General features: G+C 66.2%; 11 protein-coding genes. 5 read left to right on the top strand and 6 right to left on the bottom strand.

The genetic code is table 11. From position 1 onward, the window contains the following. Positions 1-7431 precede the first annotated feature (7431 nt). From rsmG to rpmH, 6 genes are all read right to left on the bottom strand, one after another. Positions 7432-8187 (bottom strand): 16S rRNA (guanine(527)-N(7))-methyltransferase RsmG, encoded by a 756-nt coding sequence (gene rsmG, locus LWF15_RS15210; RefSeq protein WP_232811465.1) that lies wholly within the window; start codon positions 8185-8187, stop codon positions 7432-7434. Between the two features lie 5 nt (positions 8188-8192). Next, positions 8193-8819 carry a Jag family protein gene (locus LWF15_RS15215; RefSeq protein ID WP_232811466.1) on the bottom strand — a complete coding sequence of 209 codons (627 nt, stop codon included), beginning with the start codon at positions 8817-8819 and terminating at the stop codon, positions 8193-8195. A 164-nt stretch (positions 8820-8983) separates the two neighbouring features. Then, positions 8984-10069, bottom strand: coding sequence for a membrane protein insertase YidC (gene yidC / locus LWF15_RS15220; protein ID WP_232811467.1), 1086 nt, complete (start codon positions 10067-10069; stop codon positions 8984-8986). A gap of 15 nt (positions 10070-10084) precedes the next feature. Next, entirely contained in the window at positions 10085-10495 is a 411-nt protein-coding gene (gene yidD, locus LWF15_RS38160) for a membrane protein insertion efficiency factor YidD (RefSeq protein ID WP_232811468.1), read from the bottom strand. Positions 10496-10580: 85 nt separating this feature from the next. Further along, entirely contained in the window at positions 10581-11003 is a 423-nt protein-coding gene (gene rnpA / locus LWF15_RS36410) for a ribonuclease P protein component (protein WP_352396732.1), read from the bottom strand. 21 nt (positions 11004-11024) lie between these two features. Next, on the bottom strand, positions 11025-11162 hold the full coding sequence (gene rpmH / locus LWF15_RS15230; protein WP_052528269.1) for a 50S ribosomal protein L34: 138 nt from the start codon (positions 11160-11162) through the stop codon (positions 11025-11027). Between the two features lie 1705 nt (positions 11163-12867). On the opposite strand from rpmH, the gene dnaA reads away from it, so the two are divergent. The 5 genes from dnaA (at position 12868) to LWF15_RS37545 (ending at position 22350) form a co-directional block, all read left to right on the top strand. After that, a complete protein-coding gene (gene dnaA / locus LWF15_RS38165) occupies positions 12868-14451 on the top strand; it encodes a chromosomal replication initiator protein DnaA (protein ID WP_408623354.1) in 1584 nt (527 codons plus the stop codon). Between the two features lie 3651 nt (positions 14452-18102). Continuing rightward, positions 18103-19233, top strand: a complete 1131-nt coding sequence (gene dnaN, locus LWF15_RS15240) for a DNA polymerase III subunit beta (protein WP_232811469.1) — start codon at positions 18103-18105, stop codon at positions 19231-19233. Between the two features lie 19 nt (positions 19234-19252). Further along, the gene (gnd, locus tag LWF15_RS15245) at positions 19253-20182 is read left to right on the top strand and encodes a phosphogluconate dehydrogenase (NAD(+)-dependent, decarboxylating) (protein ID WP_232811470.1); all 930 of its coding nucleotides are present in this window, start codon (positions 19253-19255) and stop codon (positions 20180-20182) included. Positions 20183-20405: 223 nt separating this feature from the next. Next, positions 20406-21575, top strand: coding sequence for a DNA replication/repair protein RecF (recF, locus tag LWF15_RS15250; protein WP_232811471.1), 1170 nt, complete (start codon positions 20406-20408; stop codon positions 21573-21575). A 253-nt stretch (positions 21576-21828) separates the two neighbouring features. Beyond that, the gene (locus LWF15_RS37545) at positions 21829-22350 is read left to right on the top strand and encodes a DUF721 domain-containing protein (protein WP_232811472.1); all 522 of its coding nucleotides are present in this window, start codon (positions 21829-21831) and stop codon (positions 22348-22350) included. Positions 22351-22589: the final 239 nt, after the last annotated feature.

Here is a 22589-nt window from a genome sequence, read left to right on the forward strand (position 1 = left end):
TGGAACGGCGGAGGCTGCTCACATCCGACTGCGCAAGAGAAGCGCACGGCTGGCAGACCTGCGGGCGACCGGCGTTGCTCAACTCCGCCCTGGCGCAGTGCGCAGGTGCACGCAAGGAGCGGCGGCGCCAATCGGTCATGCTCGAAGCGCGCCTCTACGCGATCACCCCCTGGTCTATCTAGAAGCAGGGTGCGACTTCCATAGGGCGAGGCCCATGAGCGGTGGGGTAAGCGGATGTGCCGCGAGGTAGCTACCCTCTGCGCGAACACCATCCATCTACCGCGGCCCGGAAGACGAGTCCTTTCAAGCGCAGCCGGGATGGCAATGCTGCGCACCTGCCAGAGGCCGAAGAGCGATCGATAGCACCTCGGATCTGTAGTTGAGCCCGCGTTCGCCCCCGTCGGCCTCCCGCGCGACTCTGCCTCCGGCAGACATCAGATTGCTATTGCTCGATATCCACATGTGGGTAGTGCGGTGGATAACTCTGTATTGGATAGCTCGGTACTGGATAGCTAGCGCTGGCCGCGCTCTGCCGCCTGCATGGGGACACGATCTGACGTCCAACCTTCGATTGGCGGTCGGCCAAGATGGCTTACCCAGAAAGCGCCGGTCGGGAAGCCACGATGGCTCCGCTCAGACATGTCTGGATGTCGTGCGCCTAGGACGGCGTCAACGTGCCCTTGAACCTTGCGCCTAGCTGGTCCACGCAGCCTTGGCGGAGGTCGACATTGAGGCGGTCACCCCCGGCCCCAACCCGTGGCCGGTGGGCATCCGGCCCATCGCATTTACCGGGCTCTTGGTCACTCAGGCCGGCTCGGCAGCCAGTCCGTTCTTGCCACCTAGGGCGATGGAATTGAGGAAGAGGCGGAGACCCTGCTTGACGAGGATGAGTGACGCGGGCCCTTGGACCTGGCGGTGGGCATCCAAGCATGCCGGGGGATCAGGAGGACGGAGTCAATAGAACAGAGGCGCTGTCCCTCTCAGTGGACGAAAATTAGTTGATGTACCGGCCCCACGCTCTTACGACGCTCAGAGGGGCATCTGACCTATCAGTGATGTTCACCTTGGGCCGTAGCATGGTGTCGAGTTTCTAGCGCTGTGGATACGACAGAGCATGGGCTCAGGAGTATGAGCAGCCAGTTGTATCCGAGCCACTGGCAGGCTGGTTGTGGCGTAGCTGCGTACTGGCCAAGACGGATCGTCCGTGTTTTTGCCATCGCGACTAGGCGCCGGAGTAGCCGGCGCGCGGGAAGAGCGTCCATTGGCGTCGGGAGGGGCTTGCTATTCCGCCCGCCCTTTATTTTGCACGCAGTAAGTACAGCTTCGACCTGTTGCAGATCGGCATGTCTTCCCAAGGTGTCGTAGCGCTTCTTGGTCCTTGAAGGAGGGGCCGTAGCCCATGGTGGCGGGCGCCAGATGATTCGTCGAAGACTGCCCCCTTGCATCGCTGGCCACCTTCATGACCTTCTTGCCAGACCGGCGGCGCCTCCCGCTCTGGCCTCTCGCTGGACCTGCGCGCCGCCGGTCCATATTCCGGGCCCGGGCCACCTGAGGGTCAATGGTTCACGTCGACAGTTGCAGGCGCTCTTCAGCTCACGCAACGAAGCGGTCTTGGCATCGCCGCTGATTCACGTGAAACGGAGCCGCTACCTCGCGATCAGCAATCCATCGTCCGAGAGGGATCGAGTCGGGCAGCACCCCCGACCCATAGGGTCCGCGCCTGAGATTGTGCAAGCGCCTTGGCACACGCTGTCTCGGCGGCCCGCAATCGTGAGCGACCGACGCACACGAAGAGATGGTCCAGTCAGTGCAGTCACGGGCACGATGCCCAGCTCGCCGTGACGAGCCCCACCATAAACGCGCGTAGCGGCAGGGACCTCTCTGTACCTGTGCTCGTCCTCAGCCACCGGTGCCGGCGCATCCTTACCATGCAGTTGGTTCATCTCATTCGCTATGCCAGATCGCATGGCGTTCCCATGCGCCCAACATCTTTATGCGCCGACCTCATGCCGAGGCGCGAATAGCGGTCCCCGTATTCCGCATCACGGGGCTGGTGCAGGGTTAGGAACTGGCGCGGTCGGGCCGCGCCGAGGTGGGCCTCGCCTAGTGGATCCAGATGATGGCCTGTTGAGCGGACGGCGACGCTGTACTCGAGCGAGCAGGCCTCGGTCTACGAGTCTGAGCCGGCAAGTTCAATCGCGTCAATTCAGTCCCTTGAACGTCACCGAGCCGCGCTCACACTCTCGGGTCGCGCTGCCGCGTGCGCCATCCCGGGTGCACACCTACGCCGGTTTGTGGCGTACGAAGGGTGCTTGAACCCGACGAGCGGAAGTGGCCGCTGCAGTTGATCGCGATGACCACCGAGGAGACCCAATCAGTCGGGTGGTCAGTGACCGGTCTAATCAGTTCATGACCGGCGGCTCGTCCAACCCGTCTCAAGTCTTGATAGGTCAATCGATGCGACGGCACTGGGCTCAATGCTGGGGCGACAGCTCCCAAGGATTCTCCAATCGGTCGCGGATGGGCCTGTGAAGCTTGGCTTGGTGGCCAGGTCCGTGTTCAAGCCTCGGTCGGCGCTCTTCTCAGCAGCGCACAGGGCAGCCCGCAGCGCCACGAACTCGGACATGCGGGCCGGCGACATGGCGAGGCCGATGGGCACTGTTGTCGGTCGCATGCCCCGCGCAGGAGGCGGTCCGTAAAACAAACCACGCCGCTGCATGGCCTGCCGAGATTGGCTGCGAATCCATCAAGCCATGTAGCGGCCCAATGCTTGCATCTTGTGCCCGGTCCATGGCGGGCTTCTTGGGCCTGGTTGGTCACGGTCGGCCGCCTGCATGCCAGCATCGGCCACGGACCAAGGGCCGCTTGGCACGCTTACGCGGTAGGAAGATCGGCGTGGGTGGATTCTCGGCGGCATCCCTGGCCGCGCGATAGACGTTCGGGCATGCCGCTCGAATGTGGGTTGGCCTCGGTTGTTGTGCCCGACTAGCAGTGGATCACCTCGAGATCTTCAGATGCCTTGCGCAATGCTGAGCGGACTTTCCCACCTCGCCCCTCCATCGAGCCCCCATCGCGGTACGAAGTTGGTGACTTGCCTCGAACCCTGCTCATAGCGGGAGGGCCCCGACGAGAGCGGCGGGCTGGCCACGGATGCCGAGGATTGCCGCCTTCAAGTCTCGCGGTCGGCCCGCCGAACGTTAGCTTTACGGGCTGGCTTGGGCCACGAAGGTCTCCCCTAGTCACAATGGACAGGGAACAATCCTTGCTTCTCGAATGGCAGGGGCAACATAAGTAGGCCGGGTGGGCGCTGGCCCAGATATTCAGACTGAGGTCCGCCGCCCGGCGGGTGTCGACGGCGTGCTGTCAGTTCTGGACGAGGTGCTCGCTGTGCCAGCCCGGCCGCGACCGGCACTGCCAGAGCAGCGGTCGTCACTGTGGATCGGCGCAGCTGGCCTATGCATGGCCCAAGTAGTCCTCGACTGGCTGGCGTTGGGCACTAGGGCCACGTCCTGTGGCATCTGCCAAATGGTCACTGAGCGGTAAGGCACTGTGAAGGGGGCCTGCCCTGGTGGCTGGCCCAGCTCATGTGCTCGCGACGATTGAGACTGATCGACTGAAGCTAGGGCTGCTGCAGGGCTAGGCCGACTGGTGCGCCTCGCACACGCCCTGTGCGGCTTGCAGAGTCGCGATTGGCAGGCAGGGGCTGGGTCACGTCGATCCTTCGAAGGCCGATCGCGCCCTGGTCTGCGCTGCGTGGCCGAGACCGATAACCGCTGACAGAGGTGACGCTCGCGGGGTCACCTGTGGATTGGCACCGGGCCGGCTGTCGTCTGCCGCATATCGCGTTGTGGCATCGCGGGCTGAGCATGCTGACGTCGAGCCAAACACCTCGGCGACCGCGGTCCTTGTGGCACATGGCGGCCGCCTCAGTGTTCGTGACTCACCGGCCGGTCCACCACGTCCACCAAGGAGACGACCACTCATGCCGGCGGCTCTTTGATAGCGCTCGTCCATTCACGGGTTTTCAGCGCCTGGCTGGCCACCGAGACCGCTGAGACTACTGGCGTATTTCGGGGTCCCGATCCAGACATCGATCGTCTAGGGCGCTGACGCCCGCTGGCCCCACAGGGCATCCACCGGGCACCTGATCTGGCGGCAGGCAAGCCCAGGGCTGTCGCCATAATTCGCTCTCGTGACGTGCGGGTGGACTGTTCCGTCTCCGTCAGGCAATCAATGTGCCTGGGCCCGTAGATAGCACTTCAGCAACCGGTCGCGGGTTTCGGCGAACCGGCCAAGAGGGCAGAGCCTTCACGCGCTTGCAGCTGTGCAGACAGTCCAGCCAAATCTGGTCTCGGGATTGAATGGCTGTCCCCAGAGCGGCCGCTCACCCAAGACTCCCCTGCGGTCTCATGAGCGGCAGCGCCAGGGGACGGCAGCGCGCTCATGCAGCCTTCATCTTTGAGGGCCGCCCAGGCTCTGAAGAGGTCTACGCGAGTCATCCCTACTCGCCAGCTCGTCGGCCGATCACTGCGGGCGGCGGCCTGATTGCGCTCAACGAAAGTCGCCGGAGCAGCCCCGGGGGGTTCACCTGAGCGCCATCACGGCCAGCCACCCAGACCAGTCTGGGATGTCATGCTGCTGCGGTTGTGCCGACAGAGGAGGCGCAGAGACGATGGGCACGGCCATCTGCTGAGCTTGGGCGTCGGTTGACCTTTAGGGAGCCTCCGGGCCTTTGCAAGTGGCCGCGCTGTCGTGTCCAGACGGTGTCAACGGCCGCTGCCGGTAGTCGCGCGGTGCCGACCTTGTCGCCAGAAAGCTCACCCGATTCGGACGCTTGATGGTCCGACCGGCCGGTGAGGAACGGCACGCCGGATGACAGGCCCTCGTGATTCGCTCTCATCGCTTGCGGGACGGCTACCCGGGCGCGGACGGAGCCGGCAGTTGACGCATCCCTTTCCCGTACGGCAACCGCAGCACTTCTGCGCAGGCCGACAGCCCGCATCTCCTGCGTGTGGCTCTCCAACCAGCAGTGCCCAATCGCCGTCGACCGTTGAAATGAGCTGGGTACGCACACCTTCCTGGGCCAGCGGACAGCAAGGCTCCAGTCCTGCGGTGACAGGAACCTAAGAATGACTCATGGCTAGTTAGCCAGCGAGTCTGCCTACGTCTGTATCTATCCGCGCGCTGGGTTGTGGAGCTTCCGGCGGAAGGGTTTCCTGTATGCCGTGGTGCGCGGTCGCGGCAATGGCGATCTCCCCACCTAGCACTCACTCCCCGTGGCAATGAAGCCCACGGGCGGCTCGCAAGCAGCCGCACCGACTTGGGTTCGACTGGCGTCAGTCAGCACTTCGCCAGCCGTTGGGAAGAGTGGGTCGAGTCTCCTGCAGTGATCCGGGGCTGAGCCCAGGCGGGCGTCACGCGACCCCAGTGCGGCTTTAGCGCGCTGCGTCTGTTGTCTTCCCCAGATAGCCTGCGCGCATTCGTCTCCGTTTCACGTGAATCACGCATGGACCGCCACCGGCCTGATGGCCGGATTCTGGGGCCAGCTGCCCCCTGGAAAATGCGTCTTCTGCCCGTTGGAGGGGCCCCTGTCATGCCGGAAAGGTCCTCGCAGGATCCTTACTTACCTTGGGCCGGTGCCTATGAAGGAGGCCGTGGATGACCTTGGCTGGCCAATAGGTCAACTAGTCCCCGACAGCGATAGCAGGACGGTTCACGTGAAACATTGGCGCGACTACACCAACCGGCCCTGCTGTCATTAGCTGGGCCCCGGCGCTCGACGGTTGCCAGATCAGCCCTGCACGCAGGTCGCCCTTCATGTGTCATCGCCCCATCGCTCGCCCTTGGCACCCGCTTGGACTCCTGGCAGTTCCGCCAGACATCACACGGCGCTGAACCGACACATCCGCTGCCATAGACAGTCACGAACTGTCTTGGACCAAGTCGTGACCAAGCGGCTTTCCAGCCACGTCCTAGCGGGTTTCACTCAATCACGGACCTCCCCCATCCCAGCCTCCCGAGCTCCAAACAAGCCGGCAGCCTCGGGACCTCGGCGGTCTTTTGCTTCAGTGGGGCAGGCGTATGCGCTAGGCAACCCATGAGAGCGATCGTAGGGCCTTGTCGCGGACCCGCCTGTCGCCGCGCTTGGGCGGCGACAGGCGGCTCTACGTCATGAACCGGATAGCAAGACCAAACCGGCTGCATTCAAGTTCGCGCTCGTCCGCGATTTGCTGGCGATCAGCGATGCAGTGGTACCTGGCAGAAGTCTGCGCTTCAGTGAAGGAAGTGGTCTTGTCGCGGCCAACCATGGCGCGGAGACACCCTCCGCAGATGGGGTTCGCTGGCCCTCATGCTGTAGGCGCAGGACAGATGCCGTCATTAGGGGCCCGGCCAACGAAGCGCTGGCAGAGCCGAACTGCTATAGAGGTGAATGGCCTGTCCCCATGCCCGCACTGACCCGGGTAGCCATGTCCGCCATCGGCATCGAATGCACGTGCTTCTGACGAAGATCAATGGGGTCGCTGGAAGACCGCCCGTGGCAGCAGAACGACGGCCACACAATCCCCGAGTCCGAGCTACCTCGGCTTCACGCCCATGCGTCCCAGGCCCATTCGTTCCGGAAGGTAGCTCGAGGGCTAACGCAGACAAGCGGTGCGCACAGCGCCAAACAGAGGCTGACGCACGCCGCATCTCTTCAGAGGTAAGTAAGTGCCGGAATCCAACCCCCGTAACTGCACCGAGCTACATCCTCGGCCAGGCCCCGAACAGAAGGACCCCGCAGCCCGGACTCCTGTAGTCGGGCCCGAACGACAGCTGCCTTATGCCGACGACGGAGCTGAGCTAGGCCCAGGTCCCCCGCGCGAACGCCCGTAACTACGGCAAGAACCTCAGATGTCTCGCACCCAGCCAGCACGTAACCAGCCGCGAGGCGCGCGGCCACCACAACCGTCCAAAATAAGCTGCCTCACCGTGACCAAACCGAGAACTCCACACCCTTGTGGAAAGCGAATCGCCCTCGCCCCGGCGACGGGCTTTTCCACAAGGCCAGCCCGTTGTGCACAGCCTTCGACCCCAGGCCTCCCCAAACGCCGGACAGTGGCCTCCTGAACACGAACCCGCAGGTCAAACCCACGTCGTGAAATGGCAGGCCTTCACGCAAGCCCCCAGCCGGCTCATCCACCGACAGTCAGGGACTCATATCCACAAGAGTTATCCACAGGTCTGTACACAGGTGTCGGCAGCACTGTGCACAACCGAACGCGACCATCGAATTGGTAACTGCAGGTGACCAAGGCTGCGCACAAGACGTCCTAAATCGGACACCCAAAGGCCGCACAGCAACATGCCCGGATGCCAGGACCCCATAGCCAAAACGGCAAAGCCCCGACTCAGCGGCGAACCGCAGAATCGGGGCCAGGCGCAGCCAACAAACTAACGGCGACGTCCACCAGAGGGAGCGCGCTTCTTACCAGCACCGCCAGCACCGCCAGCACCGGCCGACTTGCTCGGCGGCGTAGCGGCCTTCTTCTTTTTCAACACCTGCCCGGTACGGCCGGCCACGATGCGGACAGCAGTAGTAGGCGTACCCAGCACCGCTTCTCCACAGTGCACGACCTCGGACGAAGCAGCGCCATAGGCAGCCAGAACCTCGCCGGCGGCCGTCAGCTCCTCCTGGGCAGTGTCCCCCTTGATCGCCATCAGCTGCCCGTCCTTGCGGACCAGGGGCATCGACCACTCGGCCAGCGTCGGCAACGCTGCAACGGCACGTGAGGTGACGACGTCGAAATGCTGCCCCGACTCAGCGACGATGTGGGCCTTACCCCGGATGATCTCCACGTTGCTCAGCTCGAGCTCCGCCACGATCTCCCGCAGCCAGGTGGTGCGGCGCAGCATCGGCTCGATCAGGTACACCGTCAGATCCGGCCGGGCGATGGCCACCGGGATTCCCGGCAGTCCAGCACCGCTCCCGACGTCGCCGACCTCGACGTCAGCCGGGATCAGCTCCTGGAGCACCGCGCAGTTCAGAAGATGGCGCTCCCAGATCCGCTCCGCCTCGCGGGGACCGATCAGACCGCGTTCGACCCCGGCAGTTGCCAGGGCCTGTGCGTACGCATGCGCGAGGTCGAGGCGGGGCCCGAAAACGGTCCGGGCCGCAGCCGCCTCTGCCTCGGTGGGTTCGACGGGCACGAAGCTCAGGACTCGGCCGGCAGCACGACGACGTGCCGGTTCGGGTCGACGCCTTCGGACTCGCTGGTCAGCCCGGCCTCGGCCACCACATCGTGCACGATCTTGCGCTCGAAGGCGCTCATCGGTTCCATCGCGACGGACTTGCCCGAGTTCTTGACCTGCTGGCACACCTTGGTGGCCTTCTCGGTGAGCTGGGTGCGGCGCTGGGCCCGGTAGCCCGCCACGTCCAGCATCAGCCGGCTGCGCTCGCCCGTGTTGGCCTGCACGGCCAGCCGGGTCAGCTCCTGCAGGGCTTCCAGCACCTCACCGCTGGAACCGACGAAACGACGCAGGGCACGCTCGCTACCGCCGTCCCCGACGATGGCCACCGACGCCCGGCCGTTCTCGACGTCGATGTCGATGTCTCCGTCGACGTCCACGATGTCCAGGAACTCTTCGAGGTAGTCGGCGGCGACCTCGCCCTCTTCCTCGAGGTCCTTGATCGAGGCCCTCGAGCGGGACTTCTTGGCACCGCCGGCAGCGCCTTCGTCAGTCTCCCCCGCCACGGTCTCGTCGACCGCCACCGCGGGCTCCGCCTCGTCCGCGGGACGATCCTGGACCGTCACTGCTTCGGCCTGTTCGCCGCTCTCCATGAACGTCTCCTCACATCGCAGCCGGCCCGCCGAACGGCAAGCCTGGCACCGGTCGTCCCCAACGACCGGCCACATGAATTCCATGCTGTCTGACGAACGATCCGCGACCGGGACTCCCCTACGTGCACGGGGAGTTCCGGTCGCTACGCCGATCGATCCGGCGCTCAGGTGCTCTTCTGGCTGCCGCTCTTCTTACGCGCGGACTTCTTCGTGGCCCCGGGCGAGCCGGGGACGGGGGCGTGCCCGTCCGAGGACGGCTCGGCCGTCGGCGCCTGACCAGTGGCGGCGTTGTCGTCCTTCTTCGCCACCTGGCCGGCAGTGCCCTGCTTCGCCCGCTGGGCCTTGGTCTGCTTCTTCGGCTGCACCCGCTGAGGAGCGGCGGCCGCGGCCTCTTCCTTGGCCTTGGCTTCCTCGGCCTCGACCGCGCCCATGCCCAGCAGCGGCTTGCCCCGCTTGGCCCGGCGCTCGTTGAGAGCCTTCTCGGCGGGCGAGCCCGGAGCCGGCATCCGCCGGATCACGTAGAACTGCTGACCCATCGACCACACGTTGGTGGTGAGCCAGTACAGCAGCACACCGATCGGGAAGTTCACGCCGGAGACCGCGAAGATCAGCGGCAGCACGTAGAGCAGGATCTTCTGCTGCTGCGCGAACGGGTTGTCCAGCGCGGCGGCCGGCATGTTCTTCATCATCAGCTGGCGCTGCGTCATGAAGGTCGCGGCCGACATCAGGATGATCAGGACGACGGTCAGGGCCTTGGTGCCCAGGTCGTCCGACTTCAGGAAGGTGTCCGACAGCGCCGACCCGAAGAGGGTGGAGGAGTTCAGCTGCTCGCGCAGTTCCGGCGTCAGCGGGCCGATCGCGAAGTTGCCGTTGAGCACCCGGAACAGGGCGAAGAAGATCGGTGCCTGGAGCAGGATCGGCAGGCAGGAGGCGAACGGGTTGGTGCCCGACTCCCGGTAGAGCGACATCGTTTCCTGCGTCATCTTCTGACGGGAGTCAGGATCCGTCTTGCCCTTGTACTTCGCCTGGATCTTGCGCAGTTCCGGCTGGATCAGCTGGAGCCCGCGGGAAGCCTTGATCTGCTTCACGAACAGCGGGATCAGGATGATCCGGATGACGATCACCAGACCGACGATGGCGAGCGCCCAGGTCCAACCGGAATCCTCGGGCAGGCCGATCGCAGTGAACAGGGAGTGCCATTGCACCATGATCCAGGCAACGGCGTACTCGAGGGGTCTCAGGATCTGCATCGGCTCCTCGCCGGATCAGGCGGCACGTCGCGAGGCGGACGGCGCGCAGTTCTGGTCAGTAGGAGCCACCCGGCTTCTCGCCCCGGGATCGGGCGACTCGGGCTCGGTGGCGAGTGACGCGGGCGCGTCGGCCTGCGCCGGCGCAGCAGAAGGAGTGGCTTCGTCAGACACCCCGTGCTCACCCCCGGCCTTGCTCCTGACCGGTGGAACGTGGTCGATCCCACCCGGGTTCCAGGGGTGGCAACGCAGCAGACGCCGCCCCGCCAGCCAGGAACCGCGGACGGCTCCGTGCCGCTGCACGGCGGTGAGCGCGTACTGCGAGCACGACGGATAGAAGCGGCAGGTCTGACCGTAGAGCGGTGAGATCAGCGCGCGGTAGAGCATCAGGAAACCGATGAGCAGGTACTTGGGGACGCTTGCGAGCAAGCGGGCACCTCGGCCCACCAGTGCGGTGGCCCGGCGAAGAGCAGTACCAGAGGACGATTCGTCCCCGGCGGTTGCCGACGGCGGCTCAGCCACGAGGGCTCCCGGTACCTGAAGAACCAGTTCCTGACGAACGGCGTCCGCGGCCGCCGGGGCCCGGGCCGGTGCCGGCCGGACTACGCAGGGCCGCAGCCAGAGCGCTGTCGAAATCCGCAGCGAGAGTGGTGGAACCGGCTGCCGCGGGATTGGCCCGAACCACGACAAGAGCGCCCGACGGCAGCGCCGCCAGGCGTTCTCTCGTGATGTGACGCAGTTGCCGCTTCACGCGATTCCTCACCACCGCCGGGCCGACCGCCTTGGACACGACGAAACCCACTCGTGCTGGCGAGGCCGGATCCGAACCAGTGCGGTTCAGATGGATGACCAGGGATTGCCGACCGGCGCGACGGCCTTTGCGCACAGCAGCGGAAAAATCGCTGCTGTGTCGCATCCGGTGAGCGCCGGGAAGCACCCTGAGACCGGGACGGCCGAATCAGGCGGAGAGTTCCGCGCGACCCTTCCGGCGGCGGGCGGCCAGGATGGCGCGGCCGGCGCGGGTGCTCATACGCAGGCGGAAACCGTGCGTCTTGGAACGGCGCCGGTTGTTCGGCTGAAACGTCCGCTTGCTCACCTGAGGACTCCCATGCAGTTAATTCAACGCAGTGTCAGTGCGCATGCTTTTGCAGTCGGCGCGGCCGTGCCGGAATGACATCGACCGCTGACACCGACCTCCATCGGACGCCCGCGCAAGGTCTGCGTGGACATGCGAAGAGAGGTCGCCGTCAAGCCCTCTCACGGTACGGGCGCACGCGCCCTCGGTCAAACTCACACCCGGGGCGCGGCCTTCGGCACGGCGATTCGTCGATCAAAGCACTGATCAAAGCCGGCGGCAACGCCGCCGTCGCGAACAACCCGCGAACGGGACGATCCCGGCGCGAGCTCGACCGGGCCACAGGTATGGCACCTGGACTGCATCGGCCGTCCTCCGGCCGCCGCGACGGCGGCTGAACGAGGAGCTTCCGGGGCCTGAACGGCCGGGCAACGTGGCGTCACGTGCAGATCCAGACCCGAATCCGATGTGATCTGCGTCGCGTAGTTATCCACAACCTGGCAGGTGGGAGCGGACGAATCGGATTTGCCGGTACTCCGCTCGGCGCCCGGTCGGACGACGGCCGCCCCCAAGGTCCGGTCCGAGCGGCTATCGTCCTCTCTTGCGCTTCCGTGACCCGCAACGACACGCCGAACTGGCTGGTCATTGACTTGTGGACGGACGGTGCGAACCGGGGGTCCCAGCTGACTGCAGCGGGGGTCACCGGCGGGTTCGACCGGGCTCGAGTGCACACTGGACCGGTCCGGCCTCTCGTTCATGCACAGGGTGTGGACAACGCTGTGGAAGAACGACCGCGTACGGACTGGTAACGGAGGTGAGCGGCGTGGCATCGCCGAACGAGGACTTTCCCTCAGTCTGGCGCCGGGCCCTCGACTCGCTCGACTCAGTGGGCGTGACTCCGCAGCAGCGCGCCTTCGTGCGACTCGCCCGGCCCGTCGGTCTGCTCGACGGCACCGCCATCCTCGCGGTCCCCAACGACCTGACCAAGGAGATCCTGGAGCAGCGGGTCCGCGACACCATCACCGGCCTGCTCTCGGAACATCTCGGGATCCCGATCCGCCTGGCCGTCACGGTCGACTCGTCGCTGGCCGGCGGTGAGCCGGTGCACGTGCGTACCCCCGCCGGCGGGATCCGGATGTTCGACTCCGAGGAGAACGCCACCTACGAGGTCCGCGGGCCGATGTCCCGTTCCGGCGACAGCGGCTTCGGTACGCCTCGCGCCGACTTCCGGGCCGAGGCGCCGGTCGAGGGCCCCGGGTCGTGGAACAACCCGCAGTCCCCCCGCGCCGTTCCGGACATGCGTGACCTGCGTCCCGACGGCACCGACCGGGCCGAGCGCAACCACTTCGACCGCTACCAGGACGAGTACCCGGCCGAGTACCAGCCGGTCCAGCCCGACTACCGGCAGGACTACCCCGGCACGTTCGGCAGCTACCCCGTCAGCCGTCTCGACTCCGACCGGGCCGAGCGCGGCGAGCGCGGTGACCGTTACGAGAACGAGCGCCCCCGCTACGAGAGCCGGCGCGAGCTCCGTCAGAACAACCGGTACGACGAGCAGCCCGATGCCCCCCGCAACGAGAACGACCTAGGTCATCTTGTTCAAGGCGGCCAGGAAGCAGATCGCGTCCAGGAAGAACGTCCGGAAGCAGACCGCTTCGACTTCGAGTCCGGCAACGACCGGTTCGAGACCGACCGTTACTCCGGCACCCGCTACGACGGCTCGCGTCTGGACCCCGGACGTCACGAAGGCACGCGTTACGACCTGGGCAACTCCGGCGGTGAGCCGGCCGACCAGGGGTACGAGCGTCCGCAGCGCCAGCGGTTCGGTTCCGAGGGTGAGCTGGGTTCCGACAACGCGAGCAACTCTCGGCCGACAGAGAGCCGCGAGCTTCCCTCGGGCGACCAGCCGGACCAGCGTGAGCCGCAGCCGGGGGAACCGCTGCAGGAGGACCTGTTCGGTTATCAGGGCGATTCGTTCGGCCAGGACTCGTTCAACCCCGACCGCCGCGGCGGCGAGGGAAGGTTCGGCTTCGAGAACCCCGCATCCCCGACCGGCCGTGAGCGCAATCCACAGCCTGACAGCGGGTTCCGCACCGGCCGGGGCGAGAGCTCGGACTCGATCATCGACATTCGCAATCTCGACCGGGCCAAGCCGCTGGAGAACAACTCCCCGGCCGGCCTGGCCACCGGTCTGCCCGCGGGCAACTCCGAGCCCGTGCCGCACCCCGAAGACCGTCCGGCTCGCCACCGCGCCACCAAGCCCACGGTCGAGCCGGCCCGGCTGAACGCGAAGTACACGTTCGAGACGTTCGTCATCGGGGCCAGCAACCGGTTCGCCCACGCCGCCGCGGTCGCCGTCGCCGAGGCTCCGGCCAAGGCCTACAACCCGCTGTTCGTCTACGGCCAGTCGGGTCTGGGCAAGACCCACCTGATGCACGCGATCGGGCACTACGCGATGAACCTCTACCCCGGGGTCCGCGTGCGCTACGTGAACTCCGAGGAGTTCACCAACGAGTTCATCAACAGCATCCGCGACGACAAGGCCAGCACCTTCCAGCGCCGCTACCGCGACGTCGACGTGCTGCTGATCGACGACATCCAGTTCCTGCAGAACAAGGTGCAGACCCAGGAGGAGTTCTTCCACACCTTCAACACCCTGCACAACGCGAACAAGCAGGTGGTGATCACCTCCGACTTGCCGCCCAAGCAGCTGGCCGGGTTCGAGGAACGGATGCGCTCCCGCTTCGAGTGGGGCCTGATCACCGACGTCCAGCCGCCCGACCTGGAGACCCGGATCGCCATCCTGCGCAAGAAGGCGATCGGCGAGCGTCTCGAGGTCAACGACGCGGTGATGGAGTACATCGCCTCGCGGATCTCCACCAACATCCGCGAGCTCGAGGGTGCCCTGATCCGGGTGACCGCGTTCGCCAGCCTCAACCGGCAGCCGGTCGACCTCTCCCTGGCCGAGATCGTTCTCAAGGACCTGATCCCCGCGGACGACACCCCGGAGATCACCTCGGCGACGATCATGGCCCAGACCGCGGCCTACTTCAGCGTCTCCCTCGACGACCTGTGCGGCCCGTCCCGCTCACGCACCCTGAGCAACGCCCGCCAGATCGCCATGTACCTGTGCCGCGAACTGACCGACCTCTCCCTGCCGAAGATCGGCCAGCTGTTCGGTGGCCGCGACCACACCACGGTCATCCACGCCGACCGCAAGATCCGCACGCAGATGGCCGAACGCCGCTCCACCTACAACCAGGTCACCGAGCTCACGAACCGGATCAAGCAGACCTCGCGCATGCCCTGACCTGAGCAGCAGCCAGTAATCCTCAATTTGAGGACGCTCGTGGCGGGCCCCAGCGAACCGTGGACGACAGTGGGCGGCTGGGTGGGTCCACAACCCCGTTCGCGTTCCGCCCGTGCTGTGTACGTTCCTCCGCGCAGCAGCCGGCCTGTCCGAGCTCGCGGTATGCCAACGGCTGACTGCTCGGCAACGGGACCGAGCACCGGCCGACCTGCCCTGGCTCACCCTGCAGCGCGCCACCGCTATCCCGCCTTCTCCCTGAGCCTCGACCTGGCCGACAACGAGCCGGCGCCAATGGCTATCCATCGCACTAGAGCCCCTTGGACCTACAGCTACGCCCACCGATCCCCGCCGTCAGCAACCTGTCCCGCCAAACCCCCCTCGGCATTCACCCCTGCCATCACCTCATCAAGAGCGGCCCCGCCAGCAGCCAGTCCACGATCGACCGTGTCCAAAACCTCGGCCGGCGACCGTCCCTGCCAACACCTGGCCAAAGCCGCCTTCGTCAAACCCGGGCTAGCCACCAGTCCTGCCCAACGCTCTGGCCGGTGATCGCCCCCTCGCTCGCCCGCCGCCAACACCTGAGCGAAAGCGCCTTGTGCCAACACCCGGCCGGCGATCACCCCGTCCAAACACCTTGGCCGAACCACCCCGCACGCTTTCATGCGCCGATCTTCACCACCACACGACCACCCACACCATCACCGCGGCCATCCTGGGAGTGGGCACCACGAAACGGCGTTGGGCCGTGCGAGGTCGCGCCCCGCCAACACCAACGGGAGTCACGCCGACGACGATTGAGTCGCCAACACGCCGACCGGCGGTCAGCCCTGCGGTCGACCCCGCCAGCGCCCAGGTCGACCATCAGCCCTGTCTAGACCGTGGCTGGCGACCGCCCCCCGCCAACACCGCGACCAAAGAAGTCCCCCGGCCAGCGATTGCCCCTGCCGCACACACCCCACCGAGACCGGCCCTGCCCAAACAAGACGGCCCACAACCACCTTGCCGACTCCAGATCGGTAGCCATCTGCCCGCCCCAAGGTCGGTAGCCACCTCCCCACCCCAAGGTCGGTGGCCACTTCCCCACCCCAAGGTGGGTAGCCACCTCCCCACCCCGAAGGTCGGTAGCCACCTCCCCACCCCGAAGGTCCGGAACCACCTCCCCACCCCGAAGGTCGAGCCCGCACCACAAGGTCGACAACCATTTAGGCCAAGTCGGTATCTACCTTGCTGATCGAGGTCGGTCACACCTTGTCGCCCCGTCGGCACCGACCTCCTTCACCGCTCGGGCACGCAATCCCCGCACCTGCTATCCGGCCCGCAGTCCACGGCTCTGCCGGCGCAGCCATCCATGCCCTCGCGTAAGGCGCGCGACCTCAGCGCCGTAGACAAAAACTGTGCCCGGTGGCCATCCACATACCTTCCCTAGGGCAAAAACCTCACGGCGAGCGGTCATTTTTGCGCGGCGCTCACAAAAGACAGCTTCATTCGCTTCTGAGTAGTCGCCGGGCCCTCGACTCGGCCTGAGCTGGTTTTTGGCGGGAATTTGCCACGCCAATATGTCTTCCCACAGAGTTATCCACGGGTTGTCCACAGCCGGGGCAAAATGAGGGTCGGGCAAAAACAGCTCTCCACAGTTCCGGTTGGAGACTGTCCGCCCAGTTCAGAGGCCAAAGTTGTGGCCTCGCAGCGGTGTTCTGGGGGGCCGGGACCTGGAAGGTCTGTCCACACTGTGTACAGACTGGGGACAAAAACTGTGGAAAACAGACCCTGAGAGGGCCTGACACGGGGCGCTGTCGGCGAAAGCCCTTTGCTGGCCTCGAGTTGCCACTTATCCACAGGGCTCGGAGCGTTGTGCACAGCCGTGGAAAAACTAGGCGTTTCGCGCACAGGTGGGGAGAAGTCTGTGGATGAACTGGTGTGGATCCCGACTGTCCACAGGAGTTACCCACAGGGCTGCGCTTTTGTGGGTAAGCCTCTCACCGGCCAAAACGGCCAAACTTGAGGCTGGTTCTAGGGGACGGTGGCAGTTATCTACAGCCCGTGGACAACCGGCGGCCGGCCAGTGGATAACTCGCGATTTTGGCCCGTGGATAAAGGCGTGGATAAAGGCCTGATTCCTGGGGATGAAGTGTGGATAACTGTGGGTCATCGGTGGAAAACTGGGGACAACCCTGTGGGTCTCCCCCAGTTTGTCCACCTTCTTTCCACGGACACCCCGATTTCATCCACCATCTATCTACAGGCCCTTAGGGCTGTGACCTGCAAAAACGAGGGTTATCAACAGTTTCCACAACCGCTACTACAAACACCAAACAGTTATCTTGAGGAAGGTTGTGAATCCGCGAACATTTGGCTTGGGCGATCGAGCGGGACTTCGAGAATCTGTGGGCTGGGGATAAACAAGGAGTCGAACAGATGTTCGAACGACAAGTGTCTGCTCGAACGTTGGCCTTGGCAAGACCTCATCGGTCGTCAGACAGCCAGACCTGAGGTGGACGCCCAGGCGAGTCCCGGTTCGGGATCCAGCAGCCGAGCCCCGCAACCGGCACGCAGCGCGAACCTCGGAGCTGAGGCTGGCGGGGGGCCGGGAAGGCAGGGAAGGCCGGGAGGCAGGGAAGGCCGGGAGGCAGGGAAGGCCGGGAGGCAGGGAAGGCCGGGAGGCAGGGAAGGCCGGGAGGCAGGGAAGGCCGGGAGGCAGGGAAGGCCGGGAGGCAGGGAAGCGGAGAGGCAGACGACAGGACAGCGGGAGGTGCGAGGCGGAGGTGCGAGGCGGAGGTGCGAGGCGGAGGTGCGAGGCGGAGGTGCGAGGCGGGAGCTGCCTGCCTTGGAAGCCGACGCCTGGCGAGGGGCACGACCTGATCGAGGTGCTGCTCAGGACTGAGCCCCACGGGGGAGTGTCAGGCGACCAGGTGGTCGTCCTTGCCTGGTGGGCTCGCTTGGTGAGGTCATGAACGTGCAGCCCCGCTAGCTGGTCAGCGTCGACATGCGTCCCTGCTTGGTAGCTGACAGACCCGAGAGGTGGGGCCCTGAGCTGACAGATCACGCTGGCTGCGCAGTTGAGAACGCTCCGGCCGAGAACAGCCGTGCCAAGAGCGCTTCGGGAAATGAGTGAGCGTCCGGCGGGCTGAACCGACCTAGCTCCGCGCATACAGTCGGCACCCATCTGACGCCGGCCCAGAACCAGCGTCAGCGCGCTCGCCCCCGCCCCGAGCCAGCAGGAACCCGAACTGCAGCCACCCAAGTCGCCCGAGCCCTCTTCCGGTTCCGCCCGCCCAGTCCGCCGACATTCAGCCCAAGTCCGCTCCCCGACCAAGCCGACACCGACGTCCACAAGCACCTGAGCACCCCCTCCGGGCCACCGAGCCCCGATACCCGCCCGAAGACCCACCCACGCCGCCCGCAACCGCCCAACCCGGCTTCAGCGCCTCGGTGCCCACGCTCGTCCTCAGGCTCTGGCGCGATGCCCACCACCACCGCAACCGCCACTGGCCGCTACCGGCATCCCACGACCCGCCGATCGAGTTCCCCCCGCCTCACCAACTCGCGTAATGTCGGCGGGCAAGAACTTCACACCTCCCAGCCCGGCGTCCGGCCGGGCTCGGCGACGTGTGTCGTCCGACCAGACATCAGCCAGTTGTGGAGGGGTTACCCGTGAAATTCCGGGTTGAGCGCGACGCGCTGGCGGACGCAGTGGCCTGGGCGGCACGGGCCCTGCCCAGCCGTCCTCCCGTCCCGGTCCTCGCAGGTCTCCTGCTCGAGGCGGACGAGGTGGGCGTGCTGCGGCTCTCCAGCTTCGACTACGAGGTCTCGGCCCGGGTCGAGGTCGCCGCCGACGTGATGGACGCGGGCACGGCCCTGGTCTCCGGCAAGCTGCTCGCCGACATCTGCCGCTCGCTGCCGGCCAAGCCGGTCGACGTCACCACCGACGGCTCCAAGGTCTCCGTGGTCTGCGGCTCCGGCCGGTTCACCCTGCTCACCATGCCGGTGGAGGAGTACCCCACCCTGCCGGTGATGCCGGATGCGTCCGGTACGGTCGCGGGTGACATCTTCACCCAGGCGGTGGGGCAGGTCAGCATCGCAGCCAGCCGGGACGAGACGCTCCCGATCCTCACCGGGATCCGGTGCGAGATCGAGGGTGACCAGATCACGCTGCTGGCCACGGACCGGTACCGGCTCGCGATGCGCACCCTGCCCTGGCATCCTGGCGACCCGAGTCAGAGCAGCGTCGCCCTGGTCCGGGCCCGGACCCTGAACGATGTCGCGAAGGCCCTCGGCACCAGCGCCGACGTCACCCTCGCACTCACCACCGGCGGAGCGACCGAGATGATCGGTTTCGAGGCCGGCGGCCGCCGCACCACCTCGCTCCTGGTGGAAGGCGACTACCCGAAGGTTCGCGCGTTGTTCCCCGACTCGGTGGCGACATATGCGCTGGTGGGAACGCAGGCTCTGACAGACGCGGTGAAACGTGTCGCGTTGGTGGCGGAACGGAACACACCGGTCCGACTCACCTTCACGGAGGGCCTCCTCACGCTGGAAGCCGGGCAAGGAGAAGATGCTCAAGCATCGGAGGCAGTTGAGTCGACGCTCGTCGGTGACGAACTCTCTATTGCCTTCAACCCGCAGTTCCTGCTCGACGGCCTCGGGGCGCTGAACTCGCCCCTGGTCCGCCTCTCATTCACACAGCCCACCAAGCCCGCGGTGCTGTCGCCGCAAACCGATCCGGAAGGGTCGGACGACAGCAGCTATCGGTACCTCCTGATGCCGGTGCGAATCGCGGGCTGAGCCCGAAGGGAAACACCCCGTGCACATCGGAATGATCGGCCTCGGCCGCATGGGCGGCAACATGTACAAGCGCCTGTCCGAGGCCGGCATCAAGGTGACCGGTTACGACCGGGACCCTGCCGTCAGCGACGTCGCCTCGGTACAGGAGCTCGTCGAGGCCCTGCCCGCCCCGCGCATCGTCTGGGTCATGGTGCCCTCCGGCGAGATCACCCGGAACGCCGTGACCGAGCTGGGCAACCTGCTCTCCCCCGGCGACCTGGTCATCGAGGGCGGCAACTCGCGCTTCAGCGACGACGCCGTCCACGCCAAGGAGCTGGCCGAGAAGGGCATCGAGTACGTCGACTGCGGCGTCTCCGGTGGTGTCTGGGGCCTGAAGAACGGCTACGGCCTGATGGTCGGTGGCGACGCCAAGAACGTCGAGCGCGCCATGCCGATCTTCGACGCGCTGCGCCCCGAGGGCCCGCGCGAAGAGGGCTTCGTGCACGTCGGTGAGATCGGTGCCGGCCACTACGCGAAGATGGTTCACAACGGCATCGAGTACGGCCTGATGCAGGCCTACGCCGAGGGCTACGAGCTGCTCGCCGCCAAGGACATCGTCAAGGACGTGACCGGCAGCTTCAAGGCCTGGACGCGCGGCACCGTGGTGCGCTCCTGGCTGCTCGACCTGCTGGTCAAGGGCCTCGAGGAGGACCCGGGCTTCTCGCAGATCACCGGTTACGTGAACGACTCCGGCGAGGGCCGCTGGACGATCGAGGAGTGCATCGCCAACGCCGTTCCGGCGCCGGTGATGACGGCTGCTCTGTACGCCCGGTTCACCAGCCGGCAGGACGACTCCCCGGCGATGAAGGCCGTCGCCGCGCTGCGCAACCAGTTCGGTGGCCACGCGGTCACCGCCAAGGCTGCGGCGGACGCGGGCCCGAGCTCGGGCGCCGGTTCCACCCAGGAGTAAGCACGCGACACCGAACCGCCGGGCACCCGATCTGGGCGCCCGGCGGTTCCGCTGTGCCGGGCCCGCTGGACTCCCGGCCGGGTGACCACGACGATGGTGAGCGAGAAACAAACGCCCACCTGAGGACGTCGGTGAGCACGAACGTCCGTAAGCGGACGTGAGTGTCGGTCACCTCTCGTACAGCTGTCATCACCCGACCCGGACCGGAGACCGATCCGCCCCGATGCACGTCACCCATCTCTCGTTGGCCGATTTCCGTTCCTACGAGAGCGCCGAGCTCCCGCTGGAGCCGGGAGTGACCGCGCTGGTCGGGCCGAACGGGCAGGGGAAGACCAACCTGGTCGAGGCGATCGGGTACGTGGCATCGCACTCCAGCCACCGGGTCAGCACCGACTTCCCCCTGATCAGGGCGGGTGCGGCGCGGGCCGTGGTCCGCACCGCGATCCAGCGTGACGACCGCAAGGCGATGGTCGAGCTGGAGATAGCGGCCAAGGGCAGCAACCGCGCTCGGATCAACCGGTCGCCGGTGACTCGCCCGCGCGACGCTCTGGGGATGCTGCGCACGGTGCTCTTCGCACCGGAAGACCTGGCCATCGTCAAGGGGGAGCCCGACGGCCGGCGCCGGTTCATGGACGACCTGCTCGTGCTCCGGGCGCCACGTTTCGCCGGGGTACGGTCGGATTACGACAAGGTGCTACGCCAGCGGAACGCACTGCTCAAGACGGCAGGCAAGGCGCGACGCGCTGGCCGTAAGCCGGATCTGAGCACGCTCGATGTGTGGAACACCCACCTCGCAGGGGTTGGGGCCGAGCTCCTGTACGGCCGGTTGTACCTGGTCAGAGCCCTGACTCCCCTGGTCGCGGGAGCTTACGAGGCAGTGAGCCGGGGCCAGGGCAACGCGACCTTGACCTACCGCAGCACGCTGGGCGAAGACATTGGCGGCCCGGTCTCAGACACCCCAGTGCAGATGGATGTCCCTGGCCGGGAAACGCTGCGCGAGCGCTTGCTCGCGGCAATGGAGGAACAACGCTCCAGCGAGCTCGAGCGCGGCGTGAGTCTGGTCGGGCCGCATCGCGATGATCTGCTGCTGAGCCTCGGGGGGCTTCCGGCCAAGGGGTATGCCAGTCATGGCGAGTCCTGGTCGTTCGCTCTGGCGCTGCGGTTGGCGTCGTACGACCTGCTGCGTGGTGACGGGGACGAGTCGGCCGAACCAGTGCTGATCCTGGACGACGTTTTCGCCGAGCTCGATGCGGGGCGCCGCGAGCGCCTGGCCGAGATGGTGGCCGGCGCGGAGCAGGTTCTGGTGACGGCGGCCGTGGCGGAAGACGTACCTAAGGCGCTCAGCGGGGGTCGGGTGGACGTGGTGAAGGGGGCAGTGTCGCGTGTCTACTAGGGATGGCCGGGGGGTAAGCAACAACTCGGTCTCGAACAAAGAACAGCCTTTATCCACAACTTCCTCACACCCTGTGGGAAACGCCGGGGAGGCTGGGGACAACTACCCCCGACGCGCCGCTCCCCCTGTGGAAAAGCATGTGGATACAGAGTCCCGTTCAGGTGTGGACTCCAGTCGTGGTGTCCCCCTCCCGGCCCCTGGCTCCTCCGGCGTATTCGCAGCTCAGGGAGCTAAAAATGATCCACAGGGGGATGTGGACAACGGTGCGGACGCGGTGCGTGCTGCCCTGGGGAGAGCGCGGGCGGCCGCCGCAGCCCGTGGGGATAAACCTGGGATTCCTGGCCGCCTGGGGGCCGCCGCGCTCGCCCGGCAGCGCCGCGAAGGCGCCAACACACGTTCCGGTGCACACCCCGACGCCCGTGATCCACAGGGGCTGGACTCGGTGATGGCCCGGCTGATCGCGGAGCGGGGCTGGACCGAGACGGTCGCGATCGGCGGCGTGCTCGGGCGGTGGAACCAGATCGTCGGGGCGGACGTGGCCGGGCACTGCCAGCCGATCAGTTTCGTCGACGGGGTGCTCACCGTGGGCGCGGACTCCTCGGCCTGGGCCACCCAGGTCCGGCTGCTCACCCCCAACCTGCTCGGGCTGCTGGCGCGCGAGGTGGGTGAGGGCACGGTCACCCGGATCGTGGTGCGCGGCCCGTCGGCCCCCTCGTGGAAGCACGGCCCCCGGGTGGCTCCCGGCTCCAAGGGGCCCGGCGACACGTACGGGTGAGTCAAAGCGTTACGGACGGTACAAATGGGTCTCCCCTCCGCTGCTTGAGGTGGGCTTGACGCGGGGTCCCTGAGGGCCGCTCAGACTTCATTGCGCTCCCGCAGACGTATCGGGAGTCATGAAGGGGTGGGCTGTGGCGCCAGAGATGGGCTCGCAGCCCTTAGGGAAGCAGATAGGCCCTGCGTTTGGACCCGCTGATGAGCGAATCCGGGCGAAGACCAGATATGATGGGGGAGTTC

The organism is Kineosporia rhizophila (genome assembly GCF_021277265.1).
GTDB lineage: Bacteria > Actinomycetota > Actinomycetes > Actinomycetales > Kineosporiaceae > Kineosporia > Kineosporia rhizophila.